Origin of the sequence: Pseudomonas sp. TUM22785 (assembly GCF_028198105.1) — a bacterium.
Classification (GTDB): domain Bacteria; phylum Pseudomonadota; class Gammaproteobacteria; order Pseudomonadales; family Pseudomonadaceae; genus Metapseudomonas; species Metapseudomonas solani.
In genome coordinates, this window is the sequence record NZ_CP116239.1 from 5232551 (window position 1) to 5244471 (window position 11921).

Here is an 11921-nt window from a genome sequence, read left to right on the forward strand (position 1 = left end):
TGACATGGAAACCTTGAGCTACCTGGGCCAGGGCTTCGGCGTTGCCCTTTCCCCCTACAATCTGGTCACTGCGCTGGTGGGCACCCTCATCGGCACCATCGTCGGCCTGCTGCCGGGCCTCGGCCCGATCAACGGCGTGGCCCTGCTGATTCCGGTGGCCTTCGCCCTCGGCCTGCCGCCGGAGTCGGCGCTGATCCTCCTCGCCGCCGTCTACCTGGGCTGCGAATACGGTGGGCGCATCAGCTCCATCCTGCTCAACATCCCCGGTGAAGCCTCCACCGTGATGACCACCCTCGACGGCTACCCCATGGCCCGCCAGGGCCTGGCCGGTGTGGCCCTGTCGCTGTCGGCCTGGAGCTCCTTCATCGGCGCCTTCATCGCCACCTGCGGCATGGTGCTGTTCGCCCCGCTGCTGGCCAAGTGGGCCATCGCCTTCGGCCCGGCGGAGTACTTCGTGCTCATGGTCTTCGCCATCGTCGCCCTGGGCGGCATGGCCGGCGACCGGCCGATGAAGACCTTCATCGCCGCCCTGCTCGGCCTGTTCCTCTCCACCATCGGCATCGACGCCAACAGCGGCGTGTACCGCTTCACCTTCGACAGCATCCACGTCGCCGACGGCATCCAGTTCGTGGTGCTGGTGCTGGGCCTGTTCTCGGTGAGCGAGATCCTCCTGCTGCTGGAGAAGACCCACCATGGCCACGTTGCGGTGAAGGCCACCGGGCGCATGCTGTTCAACGTCAAGGAGGCCGCTTCGGTGGCCGTGGTCAACCTGCGCTGCGGGGTCATGGGCTTCATCCTCGGCGTGCTGCCGGGTGCTGGCGCCACCCTGGCCAGCGCCGTGGCCTACATGACCGAGAAGAAGCTGGCCGGCGACAGCGGCACGTTCGGCAAGGGCGACATGCGCGGCCTGGCGGCACCGGAAACCGCCATCGGCGCCTCCGCCTGCGGCGCCATGGTGCCGATGCTGACCCTTGGCGTTCCCGGCTCCGGCACCACCGCGGTGATGATCGGCGCGCTGACGCTCTACAACATCACCCCCGGCCCGATGCTGTTCCAGCAGCAACCGGACATCGTCTGGGGCCTGATCGCCTCGCTGTTCATCGCCAACCTCATGCTGGTGATCCTCAACATCCCGATGATCCGGTTGTTCACCCGCATCCTCAACGTGCCCAACTGGGTGCTGGTGCCGGTGATCGCCATCATCACCTCCATCGGCGTCTACGCCGTGCACGCCACCACCTTCGACCTGTTCCTGATGGTCGCCATCGGCATCTTCGGCTACATCCTGCGCAAGCTGGACTTCCCCCTCTCGCCGCTGCTGCTGGGCTTCATCCTCGGCGGGCTGATGGAGCAGAACCTGCGCCGTGCGCTGTCCATCTCCAACGGTGAGCTGGGCATCCTCTGGTCCAGCCCCATCACCCTCGGCACCTGGGCCCTGGTGCTGGTGATGCTGGCCCTGCCGCTGGTGCGCATCTGGCGCCGCCGCAGCGCCCAGCGCAAGGCCCTGGCCGGTGCCTGAGGGCTGGCGCGCCTGGTGGGCCACCCCGCTGGTGGGCGCGGTGGGCGGGCTGCTGGCCAGCCTCGCCCACTGGCCGCTGCCCTGGATGATCGGCGCCCTGGTGGCGGTCATCCTGTTCCGCTGCACCACCCCCTGGCAGATCCGTGATCTGCCAGGGGGCCGCAAGACCGGGCAATGGATCATCGGCATCGGCATCGGCCTGCACTTCTCCCCTGCCGTGGTGGAGCAGGTGCTGGCGCACTTCTGGCTGATCCTCTTCGGCGCGCTGTTCACCACCCTCTCCAGCGCCGCCGCCGTGTGGCTGCTGCGGCGCACCGGGGAAGACCCGGCCACCGCCTTCTTCTCCAGCATGCCCGGCGGCTCCGGGGAAATGGTCAACCTCGGCCTGCGCAACGGCGCCTCCCCCAGCCGCGTGGCGGCCGGGCAGAGCCTGCGCGTGGTGGCCGTGGTGCTCTGCGTGCCGGCGGTGTTCAAGCTGCTGCTGGGCGACGGCCCGGCGCTGCACCCGGTCGCCCCGGTGGATTGGGCCTGGCTGGCCCTGCTGGTGCCGGCCGGTGGGCTGCTGGCGCTGCTCTGGCAACGCCTGCGCCAGCCCAACCCCTGGCTGTTCGGACCGCTGCTGGTCAGTGCCACCGCCAGCATCCTCTACGACCTGCACCTGGGCCTGCCCCCCGGCGCCAGCCAGGTCGGCCAGCTGCTGATCGGCAGCGGCCTGGGCTGCCACTTCGACCGGGCCTTCTTCCGCCGCGCCCCCTGCTTCCTCGCCCGTACCCTGCTGGGCACCGCACTGATGATCGGCGCCGCCACCCTCTGCGCCCTCGGCCTGGGCTGGCTCACCGCCCTGGACATTCGCTCGCTGACCCTGGGCATGATGCCCGGCGGCATCGCCGAGATGAGCCTCACCGCCGAGACGCTGCAGCTCTCCGTCCCCCTGGTCACCGCCCTGCAGGTGCTGCGCCTGCTGCTGGTGCTGTTCCTCGCCGAGCCCGTGTACCGCCGCTGGCGCCAGCGCGCCCGCCCGTAGGTGGGCACCCAGTACAGCGAGGCCGTATCGCGAATGGATTGGCTCCCACGAGGGGCGGCCATTTGATTAACGGATATGTCCCCACGCTCCGCTTGGCGGGGGCCCTGTCCTATCCTCTTGGCCATGCCCTGCCGCCCACGGTGATCCCATGCCGCGTCCGCGCGCCCTCGCTCCCCTCCGCTGGCTGCCGCTCTTCGCGGCGCTGCTGCTTCTCGGCGCCTGCAGCCGCCTGGACCTCGCCTACCGCAACCTCGACTGGCTGATCCCCTGGTCCATCGGCGACTACGTCAGCCTGCACAAGGCCCAGCGCGCCTGGCTGGAACCGCGCATTCAGGCGCACCTGCGCTGGCACTGCAGCACCCAGTTGCCGCGCTACGCCGCCTGGCTGCAGGAGGTGGAAACCCTGGGCCAGGCCGAGCGGCTGGATGCCGGGCAACTGCTCGAGCACATGCAGGGGTTCAAGGAGGCCATCGACGCCGTCGCCGTGGAGATCACCCCCACCAGCGTTTCGCTGCTGCAGGGGCTCGACCCCGAGCAGGTGGAGGAACTGGACGCCTCGCTGGACGAGAAGGAACGCAAGCTGCGCAAGGAGCACCTGACCCCGCGTGACGAACAGGTCGAGCAGCGCCGCGAACGCATGGAGAAACGCCTCAAGCCCTGGTTCGGCATGCTCTCCGCGCAGCAGCAGGCGAAAGTGGATGCCTGGGCCGAAAGCCTCGGCGACAGCAACCTGTTGTGGGTGGATAACCGCAGGCTCTGGCAATCAGCCCTGCGCAGCGCCCTCGCCGAGCGCGACAGCCAGGATTTCGCACCGCGCGTCGCGGCGCTGCTGCAGGACCGCGAAGCCTTCTGGAGCGACGCCTACCGGGCGCACTTTGAGCGCGGGCAGGTGACCCTGTCGCAGTTGCTCGCCGATCTGTTCAATGCATCCAGCGCCAGCCAGCGCGAGCGCCTGCGCAGCCGCCTGCACGACCTGCAGCAGGACATCCGCCAGTTGCAGTGCCCGACGGCCTGAATCCACCTCAGCCGCGCAGGCGCGCGCCGATCCAGGCCAGCACTGCCGTGGCCAGGCACAGGTGGAACAGGTCGACCCGGGGAATCCCGAGCCAGTCGCCCTGGGCACCGATCACCAGCCCCGCCAGCAGGAAGGCCAGCGAACCGGCCACCGCCAGCGCCCAGCGCCGGGAACGCCCCGGCCAGGCCAGCGCCACCAGGGCCAGCGCGTTGCCCACCGGCGCGACAGGGGGCGGCACCAGCAGCATCGCCGCCGCCAGGGCCAGCAGCGCCAGGTGACGCGGCGCCCCCTGCAGCCAGACGAACGCTATCAGCGGCAAGCCAATGCGCGAGGAGACGAAGGCCAACTGGCGGTGCAGGTCGTCGACGGCGCTGAAGCCTGCATAGAGCACCGCCCCTGCCAGCGCCGCCAGGGCCATGGAGACGAAGCCCGCCGCCCGCCAGCCCTGGCGCTCGCGGCCGTGGAGCCAGGCGGCCAGGAGGCAGGCGCTGGCCAGCAGCAGCTCGCCGCCGACATGGAGGATCAGCATCGGGGTGGAAGCGGGCATGGGGCGTCCTGTCGTGAGTCGCTAGAGATGCACGGCAGGCTACAGCGCGGGGATAACCCGGCGCATGGCGGCTCGCGCCAAAGCGCGTGACGCCATGCGCCAGCGGCGTCAGAGCGGCGGCACGCTCCAATCGATGGGCGCCAGGCCGTGCTGCTCGAGGAACTTGTTGCAGCGGCTGAAGTGGCCGTTGCCGAGGAAGCCGCGGTAGGCCGACAGCGGCGAGGGGTGGGCGGAACGCAGCACCAGGTGCTTGGTGGAGTCGATCAGGCGCTGCTTGCTCTGCGCGTGGGCGCCCCAGAGCAGGAACACCAGGTTCGGCTGGTGCGCGCTGACGACCTCTATCACTCGGTCGGTGAAGGGCTGCCAGCCCTGGTTGGCGTGGGAACCGGCCCGGGCCTGCTCCACGGTCAGGGAGGTGTTGAGCAGCAGCACGCCCTGCTCGGCCCAGCTCTGCAAATGGCCGTGGTCGGGCATGTCGATGTTCAGGTCGCGCTTGAGCTCCTTGTAGATGTTCAGCAGCGACGGCGGGATGGGCACGCCCGGCTGCACCGAGAAGCACAGGCCATGGGCCTGGCCGGGGCCGTGATAAGGGTCCTGGCCGATGATCACCACCTTCACCTCGTCCAGCGGCGTGGAGTTCAGCGCGTTGAAAATCATCGGGCCGGGCGGGAACACCACCTTGCCGGCGGCCTTCTCGGCGCGCAGGAACTCGCCCAGCGCCTTCATGTAGGGCTTGTCGAACTCGTCACGCAGGGCCTCTTTCCAACCCGCTTCGAGCTTTATCCGATCAACGGTCTCGGTCATCTCTCTTCCAGTTCTCTAGCGCCTTCCAGCGCGGATGAGGCGGGCGAAGGCCGCTCAATGGTCGGGCACCCTAAAAAATGCCCTCTACTCTTGTCAATCAAGGAGGACAAGGAGATCGCATCCGATGGACAACCGCCACGATGGCCTGAAGTTCTCGCTCTACAGCAGCTTCCTCAAGGGCAACGCCAAGGTGCCGCAGATGCCGGAAACCTCGCTGCGCCTGCGCAAGCTGCTGGCATCCGAGCACGCCTCGCTGGAACAGGTCACCCGCCTGCTGCACAGCAACCCGCCGCTCGCCGCCTACCTGCTGCAATTCGCCGAGACCCCGATGCTGCGCAACCTGCGCCAGGGCGTGAACCTGCAGGAGGTGATCGCGCGCCTGGGCATGCAGCGCCTGAACAACCTGGTGCTCAGCTTCGCCATCCAGCACCTGTTCACCAGCCAGGACCCGGCCCTGCAGAAGGTCTTCCGCACCCGCTGGAATGCCGCCCTGCTCTGCGCCGCCCACAGCGCCTGCCTGGCCCAGTTGCTCACGCGCCTGCCCCTGGAAGATGCCCTGCTCGCCGGCCTGGTGCAGGACATCGGCAGCCTGCCGTTGCTCGACGAACTGGAGCGCTGGCCGGAGGTCCCCCGCGAGGAGAGCGAGCTGCAGCGTCTCTGCGACCAGCTCTCCGCCGACATCGGGGTGATCGTGCTCACCAGCTGGAAGCTGCCGCCGCTGCTCATCGACTGCGCGCGCAACCGCAGCGACTGGTGCCGCGCGCACAAGGGCTCGGCGGACTTGGTGGACGTGGTGCAGGTGGCCCGCCAGTTGGCCGCGCGGGAACTCGACGATGAGCAGCTGGTGCAGCTACCCGCCTGGCAGCGCCTGCTGGGGGAACGCCTCGACAGCCTGCCGCCGGAGGCGGTACGCGCGGAGCTCGCCAGCGAGGTGGGCTTCTGGTTCAAGCTGCTCGGCGGCAAGGGCCACGCCTGAATCGCATCAGCCCTGGTGCAGCGCCCGGTAATGGCTGGGCGCCATGCCCACCACCTTGCGGAACAGCCGCGAGAAGTAATAGACGTCCTCGTAGCCCAGTTGCTCGGCGATCTGGCGGATGCCCTGCTCGCCTTCGTCGAGCAGGCGACAAGCGTGGGCCATCTTCAACTGGATGAAATCCTGGATCGGCGCATGCCCGGTCAGCGCGCGGTAGGTCTTGGCGAAGTGAAAGCGCGACAGCTTGAACTGCGCCGCCAGCTGGTCGAGGTTGAGGCTGTCGTGCAAGTGCGCGCGCATCACCGCCTGCACCGCGTCGATGTCCAGCACGCGCCCGGACTTCAGCACCCCGCGCGCCGGCAGCACGGCGAGCGAGGTCAGCAGCGTCTGCAGTTGATGGGCGGCGTGGACGAAATGCAGCGGGTTGAGCCCGTGGCGGCGCAGCCCCAGCAAGGCGTCGAAATCCGCCAGCAGGCGCGGCTGGGCACCGATGCGACGCAGCCCGGCCGGGCCCAGGGGGCGCAGGAAGTCCTCCACCAACTCCCCTTCGAAGTGCACCCAATAGATGCTCCAGGGCCGCTGCGGATCGGCGCCGTAGGCATGCATGCGCCCCTTGGGCAGCAGCAGCAGGTCGCCGCCGACCACGTCCAATCGTCCATCCCCGGTCTCCAGCCAGCCCTGGCCGGCACGGCAGTAGATGAGCAGGTGATCGTCCGGCGCCAGGCGCAGCATGCGGTGCCCGCCAGCCTCCGGGTAGAAGCCCAGGGCCAGGGGGTAACAGCCCGCCGTCAGCGGGTTACGCGCCAGCAGGCGGCGCAGGCGCGGTGGCGTGGTGAAGCGCACGCCATTGGCCGGCAGCGGCCAGTTGGAGGTTTCCACGGAGCGGCTCATGGTTGTTCTTGTCTGGGCCTGCAATCACAAGATCGTCCATCCAGGCAACAAGATCGTCAATCCACATCTGCCGTGCGCGCCGCTATAACGACAAGAAAACAACAAGACGCCCGGCACGGGTGGAGGACGAGATGACCAGGACGATTCCGCAACTCATCGACGGCGAATGGCGCGACAGCCGCTCCCGCGAGCTGATCGAAGTCACCGATCCCGCGACCCAGGCCGTGCTGGCCCTGGCGCCCAAGGCAACGCCCGAGGAAATCGAGGCTGCCATCGCCAGCGCCAAGCAGGCCTTCACCAGTTGGCGCGAGGTGCCGGTGTCGGAACGGGCGCGGCTGATGCTGCGCTACCAGCACCTGCTCAAGGAGCACCACGACGAGCTGGCCGAAATCCTCGCCAGCGAGACCGGCAAGACCTTCGCCGATGCCAAGGGCGACGTCTGGCGCGGCATCGAGGTGGCTGAGCACGCCGCCAACATCGCCAGCCTGATGATGGGCGAGACGGTGGAGAACGTGGCCCGCGAGATCGACACCGCCAGCTGGGTCCAGCCCCTGGGCGTGTGCGTCGGCATCACCCCCTTCAACTTCCCGGCGATGATCCCGCTGTGGATGTTTCCCCTGGCCATCGCCTGCGGCAACACCTTCATCCTCAAGCCGTCCGAGCAGGACCCGCTGACCCCCAACCGCCTCGCCGAGCTGTTCCTCGAAGCCGGCGCGCCCAAGGGCGTGCTGCAGGTGCTGCACGGTGGCCGCGAGCAGGTGGACGCCCTGCTCACCCACCCGGACATCCGCGCCATCTCCTTCGTCGGCTCGGTGCCGGTGGGCCAGCACATCTACCGCACCGGCACCGCGCACCTGAAGCGCGTGCAGGCCTTCGCCGGCGCCAAGAACCACATGGTGATCATGCCCGACGCCAACAAGGACCAGGTCCTCAGCAACCTGCTGGGCGCCAGTTGCGGCGCCGCCGGCCAGCGCTGCATGGCCATCAGCGTGGCGGTGTTCGTCGGCGCGGCGCGGGAGTGGATCCCCGAGCTGGCCGCGCAGATGGCCGAGCTCAAGCCCGGCCACTGGCAGGACGCCCACGCCGCCTACGGCCCGCTGATCAGCCAGCAGGCCAAGCAACGCGTGCAACGGCTGATCGCCGAGGGCAAGGCCGAAGGCGCCGACTGCCTGCTGGACGGCTCCCACTGCGAAGTGGCGGGCTTCCCCGACGGCAACTGGCTGGGCCCGACCCTGTTCCGCGGCGTGACCACGAAGATGGGCCTGTACCGCGAAGAGATCTTCGGCCCGGTGCTGGCCTGCATGGAGGTGGACGACCTCAACGCCGCCATCGAGCTGGTCAACGCCAGCCCCTACGGCAACGGCACCAGCATCTTCACCCGTTCCGGCGGCGCCGCACGGCACTTCCAGCATGCGGTGGAAGTGGGCCAGGTGGGCATCAACGTGCCGATCCCGGTGCCGCTGCCATTCTTCTCCTTCACCGGCTGGAAGGGCTCCTTCTACGGCGACCTGCATGCCTACGGCAAACAGGCGGTGCGCTTCTACACCGAGACCAAGACGGTCACCAGCCGCTGGTTCGACGACAGCCCCGTGAGCGGGCCGAACATGACCATTCAGTTGAAGTGAGAAGTGCGTCGGCCCTGTTAACAGTTTGAACAGGCCGTTGAAAAACGTAGACGAGGCAGCTGATGCAAGGCGAAAACGGCCGAAAAAGCGCAGTTTACATGGGGTAAATGAGCATTTTGAGGGCGTTTTCAACGCCGCAGCGGCAACGCAGTTAGTTTTTCAACAGCCTGTTAGACCAAAAGACGATCTCACCCCACAAACGAGCGGCGTAAAAGGTTCTTCCACAACAACAAGGAGAACTGCAATGCGCCGATTGACTGCCACTCTGGCCCTCTGGGCCGGAATCACCGCCTGTGCGCAGGCCGCTGAGCCCATCACCCTGGGGCTCAACTACCCGCGCACCGGCTCATACAAGGAAGAGGGATTGGCGCAGATGCGTGGAGCCCTGCTGGCCATCGACGAGCTCAACGCCACCGGCGGGGTGCTCGGCCGCCCCTTGCGCCTGTCCGGCAAGGATTCCGCCTCACGCCCGGAGAAAGCGGTGAAGAACGTCGACAAGCTGGCCGCCGAAGGCGCGGTGATGCTCTTCGGCGGGGCCTCCAGCGCGGTGGCCATCGCCGCCGGCGAACGTGCCCGTGACCACGGCCTGCTGTACTTCGGCACCCTCACCTACTCCAACGACACCACCGGCAAGAACGGCCATCGCTACATGTTCCGCGAGTGCAACAACGCCTGGATGAGCGCCAAGGTGCTCGGCCAGTACCTGAACAAGACCCTGCCCGACAAACGCTATTTCTATGTCACCGCCGACTACACCTGGGGCCACACCACCGAAGCCTCGCTACGCCAGGCCACCGCCAGCCAGGACCCTGCCCGTCACGCCGGCGTGCACGTGCCCTTCCCCGGCGCACGTCTCACCGACTACCAGGACGCCCTGACCCAGGCCGCCGCCAGCGACGCCCAGGTGCTGGCCCTGGTGCTGTTCGGCGAAGACCTGGTGCGCGCCATGCGCATCGCCAAGGACATGGGCCTGACCGAACGCATGCAGATCGTCGCGCCGAACCTCACCCAGGGCATCATCGAGCAGGCCGGCCCTGACCTGATGCAAGGCGTGCTCGGTACCGAACCCTGGACCTGGCGCGTGCCGGCCCTGGAGAAATCCCAGCGCGGCATGGCCTTCGTCGAAGCCTTCAAGGCCCGCTACCAGATGTACCCCTCCAGCTCCGCCGCCTCGGCCTACAGCATCGTCCAGCAATGGGCCGATGCCGCCAAACGCAGCGGCAGCCTCAGCAGCGAGGCACTGATCAAGGCGCTGGAAGGCCATACATACAGCCTGCTGAAGGACGAGCAGCAGTGGCGTCCCTTCGATCACCAGAACCTGCAGACGGTCTATGCCGTGCGGGTGAAGACCCGTGACGAGGTGCTCAAGGACCCGCTCAAGCAGGACTACTTCGAAATCGTCGACCGCCTCGACGCCAGCAGCGCCCTGCCCAGCCTCGCCGACTGGCAGGCCGAACGGCGTGCCGGCAACCAACCCCCGACCTTGCAATGAGACGCCATGGACTTCGAACTCAGTGATGAACAGCGCCTGCTGGTACACAGCGCCGCCGCCTTCACCCGCCACGAGCTGGCGCCGAACGCAGCGGACTGGGACCGTGACCACCACTTCCCGGTGGAAGTGATCCGCCGCGCCGCCGAGCAGGGCTACCTGGGCCTGTACATCGCCGAGGACGACGGCGGGCTGGGCCTCTCGCGCCTGTCCGCCTCGCTGATCTTCGAACAGCTCGCCGCCGGCTGCGTCGCCACCACCGCCTACCTGACCATCCACAACATGGCCGCCTGGATGCTCGCCTCCTTCGGCGACACCGACCTCAAGGCGCGCTGGCTGCCGGGGCTGATCAGCGGCGAGCACCTGGCGTCCTATTGCCTCACCGAGCCGGATGCCGGCTCCGACGCCGCCCACCTGCGCACCCGTGCACGCCGCAATGGCGAGCACTACGTGCTGGACGGCAGCAAGTGCTTCATCTCCGGGGCCGGCAGCACCCAGGTGCTGATCGTCATGGCACGCACCGGCGAAGACGGCGCCAAGGGCATCTCCTGCTTCCTGGTGCCGGCCGACGCCGAGGGCATCCGCTACGGGCGCAACGAAGACAAGATGGGCTGGCGCGCCCAGCCCACCCGCACCATCACCTTCGAGGGCGTGCGTATCCCCGCCGGCAACCGCATCGGCCCGGAAGGCCAGGGCTTCGTCTACGCCATGAAGGGCCTGGACGGCGGCCGCCTGAACATCGCCAGCTGCTCCCTGGGCGCAGGCCAGGCGGCGCTGGAGCAGAGCCTGCGCTACGTCGAGGAGCGCAAGCAGTTCGGCAAACCCCTGGCTGAGTTCCAGGCCCTGCAGTTCAAGCTCGCCGACATGCTCACCGCGCTCACCGCCAGCCGGCAGATGGTGCGCCTGGCGGCGCACCGCCTGGACCATCGCCACGCCGAGGCCAGCCTCTACTGCGCCATGGCCAAGCGCTTCGCCACCGACCAGTGCTTCGACATCTGCAACGATGCACTGCAACTCCATGGTGGCTATGGCTATCTGAATGACTACCCTCTGGAGCGCTGGGTGCGCGACACCCGTGTGCACCAGATACTCGAAGGCACCAACGAGATCATGCGCGTCATCGTGGCGCGCCGTTTACTGGAACAGGGCGGCAGCATCGACCGCCTGTTGTAAGGAGCACTCCATGAGCACTGCCGTAGAGCCGTACCAAGCCGGCGTTTTCGACCTGACCCACAAGCTCACCGTGGAAAAGCACGGGCACACCGCGCTGATCACCATCAACCACCCGCCGGCCAACACCTGGGACCGCGACTCGTTGATCGGCCTCAAGCAGGTGGTCGAGCACCTCAACCGCGACGACGACGTCTACGCCCTGGTGGTGACCGGCCAGGGACCGAAGTTCTTCAGCGCCGGCGCCGACCTCAACCTCTTCGCCGACGGCGACAAGGCCCGCGCCCGCGAGATGGCCCGGCGCTTCGGCGAAGCCTTCGAAACCCTGCGCGACTTCCGTGGCGTGTCCATCGCCGCGATCAACGGCTACGCCATGGGCGGCGGCCTGGAATGTGCCCTGGCCTGCGACCTGCGCATCGCCGAACGGCAATCGCTGATGGCCCTGCCCGAGGCGGCCGTGGGCCTGCTGCCCTGCGCCGGCGGCACCCAGGCGCTGTCCTGGCTGGTGGGCGAAGGCTGGGCCAAGCGCATGATCCTCTGCGACGAGCGCGTGGACGCGGAAACCGCCCTGCGCATCGGCCTGGTGGAACAGGTGGTGGACACCGGCGAGGCGCGCGGCGCCGCCCTGCTGCTGGCCGCCAAGGTGGCGCGGCAAAGCCCGGTGGCGGTGCGCACCATCAAGCCGCTGATCGAAGGCGCGCGCCAGCGCGGGCCGAACACCTGGTTGCCGGAGGAGCGCGAGCGCTTCGTCGACCTGTTCGACGCCGAGGACACCCGCGAAGGGGTCAACGCCTTCCTCGAGAAGCGCGACCCGCAATGGCGCAACCGCTGAGCCGCTAGCCCGAAGACACCCGTTGGGAGAAG

General features: G+C 68.2%; 11 protein-coding genes. 8 read left to right on the forward strand and 3 right to left on the reverse strand.

Annotated features, from left to right (window positions below):
• Nucleotides 1-4 precede the first annotated feature (4 nt).
• The 3 genes from PI990_RS23560 to PI990_RS23570 all read left to right on the forward strand — a co-directional run bounded on the left by PI990_RS23560 (nucleotide 5) and on the right by PI990_RS23570 (nucleotide 3558).
• Nucleotides 5-1519, forward strand: coding sequence for a tripartite tricarboxylate transporter permease (locus PI990_RS23560; protein ID WP_021221255.1), 1515 nt, complete (start codon nucleotides 5-7; stop codon nucleotides 1517-1519).
• Nucleotides 1512-2543, forward strand: coding sequence for an AbrB family transcriptional regulator (locus PI990_RS23565; protein WP_271658661.1), 1032 nt, complete (start codon nucleotides 1512-1514; stop codon nucleotides 2541-2543). Before PI990_RS23560 ends, PI990_RS23565 begins: the two co-directional genes overlap by 8 nt.
• Before the next feature lie 148 nt (nucleotides 2544-2691).
• Complete coding sequence (locus tag PI990_RS23570) at nucleotides 2692-3558, forward strand: DUF6279 family lipoprotein (protein ID WP_271658662.1); 867 nt, start codon at nucleotides 2692-2694, stop codon at nucleotides 3556-3558.
• A gap of 7 nt (nucleotides 3559-3565) precedes the next feature.
• Here the strand turns inward: PI990_RS23570 and PI990_RS23575 are convergent, their stop codons facing one another.
• Nucleotides 3566-4105 carry a hypothetical protein gene (locus PI990_RS23575; protein ID WP_271658663.1) on the reverse strand — a complete coding sequence of 180 codons (540 nt, stop codon included), beginning with the start codon at nucleotides 4103-4105 and terminating at the stop codon, nucleotides 3566-3568.
• Nucleotides 4106-4213: 108 nt separating this feature from the next.
• On the reverse strand, nucleotides 4214-4909 hold the full coding sequence (gene ung, locus PI990_RS23580) for a uracil-DNA glycosylase (protein WP_043245209.1): 696 nt from the start codon (nucleotides 4907-4909) through the stop codon (nucleotides 4214-4216).
• A 124-nt stretch (nucleotides 4910-5033) separates the two neighbouring features.
• On the opposite strand from ung, the gene PI990_RS23585 reads away from it, so the two are divergent.
• Nucleotides 5034-5885: an HDOD domain-containing protein gene (locus tag PI990_RS23585; protein ID WP_021221260.1), complete on the forward strand. Its 852-nt coding sequence runs from the start codon at nucleotides 5034-5036 to the stop codon at nucleotides 5883-5885.
• A 6-nt stretch (nucleotides 5886-5891) separates the two neighbouring features.
• Here the strand turns inward: PI990_RS23585 and PI990_RS23590 are convergent, their stop codons facing one another.
• Nucleotides 5892-6773 carry an AraC family transcriptional regulator gene (locus PI990_RS23590; protein ID WP_021221261.1) on the reverse strand — a complete coding sequence of 294 codons (882 nt, stop codon included), beginning with the start codon at nucleotides 6771-6773 and terminating at the stop codon, nucleotides 5892-5894.
• Nucleotides 6774-6904: 131 nt separating this feature from the next.
• Here PI990_RS23590 and PI990_RS23595 point away from each other — a divergent pair, with 131 nt between their 5' ends.
• The 4 genes from PI990_RS23595 (at nucleotide 6905) to PI990_RS23610 (ending at nucleotide 11889) form a co-directional block, all read left to right on the forward strand.
• Nucleotides 6905-8398, forward strand: a complete 1494-nt coding sequence (locus PI990_RS23595; protein ID WP_021221262.1) for a CoA-acylating methylmalonate-semialdehyde dehydrogenase — start codon at nucleotides 6905-6907, stop codon at nucleotides 8396-8398.
• Between the two features lie 244 nt (nucleotides 8399-8642).
• Nucleotides 8643-9890, forward strand: a complete 1248-nt coding sequence (locus tag PI990_RS23600; RefSeq protein ID WP_271658664.1) for an ABC transporter substrate-binding protein — start codon at nucleotides 8643-8645, stop codon at nucleotides 9888-9890.
• 6 nt (nucleotides 9891-9896) lie between these two features.
• Nucleotides 9897-11060: an isobutyryl-CoA dehydrogenase gene (locus PI990_RS23605; protein WP_184487790.1), complete on the forward strand. Its 1164-nt coding sequence runs from the start codon at nucleotides 9897-9899 to the stop codon at nucleotides 11058-11060.
• Between the two features lie 10 nt (nucleotides 11061-11070).
• A complete protein-coding gene (locus PI990_RS23610) occupies nucleotides 11071-11889 on the forward strand; it encodes an enoyl-CoA hydratase (protein WP_271658665.1) in 819 nt (272 codons plus the stop codon).
• Nucleotides 11890-11921: the final 32 nt, after the last annotated feature.

Coding starts and splice junctions, on each gene's coding strand:
- PI990_RS23560 (WP_021221255.1), top strand. CDS start 5: ATGGAAACCTTGAGCTACCTGGGCCAGGGCTTCGGCGTTGCCCTTTCC.
- PI990_RS23570 (WP_271658662.1), top strand. CDS start 2,692: ATGCCGCGTCCGCGCGCCCTCGCTCCCCTCCGCTGGCTGCCGCTCTTC.
- PI990_RS23575 (WP_271658663.1), bottom strand. CDS start 4,105: ATGCCCGCTTCCACCCCGATGCTGATCCTCCATGTCGGCGGCGAGCTG.
- ung (WP_043245209.1), bottom strand. CDS start 4,909: ATGACCGAGACCGTTGATCGGATAAAGCTCGAAGCGGGTTGGAAAGAG.
- PI990_RS23585 (WP_021221260.1), top strand. CDS start 5,034: ATGGACAACCGCCACGATGGCCTGAAGTTCTCGCTCTACAGCAGCTTC.
- PI990_RS23590 (WP_021221261.1), bottom strand. CDS start 6,773: ATGAGCCGCTCCGTGGAAACCTCCAACTGGCCGCTGCCGGCCAATGGC.
- PI990_RS23595 (WP_021221262.1), top strand. CDS start 6,905: ATGACCAGGACGATTCCGCAACTCATCGACGGCGAATGGCGCGACAGC.
- PI990_RS23600 (WP_271658664.1), top strand. CDS start 8,643: ATGCGCCGATTGACTGCCACTCTGGCCCTCTGGGCCGGAATCACCGCC.
- PI990_RS23605 (WP_184487790.1), top strand. CDS start 9,897: ATGGACTTCGAACTCAGTGATGAACAGCGCCTGCTGGTACACAGCGCC.
- PI990_RS23610 (WP_271658665.1), top strand. CDS start 11,071: ATGAGCACTGCCGTAGAGCCGTACCAAGCCGGCGTTTTCGACCTGACC.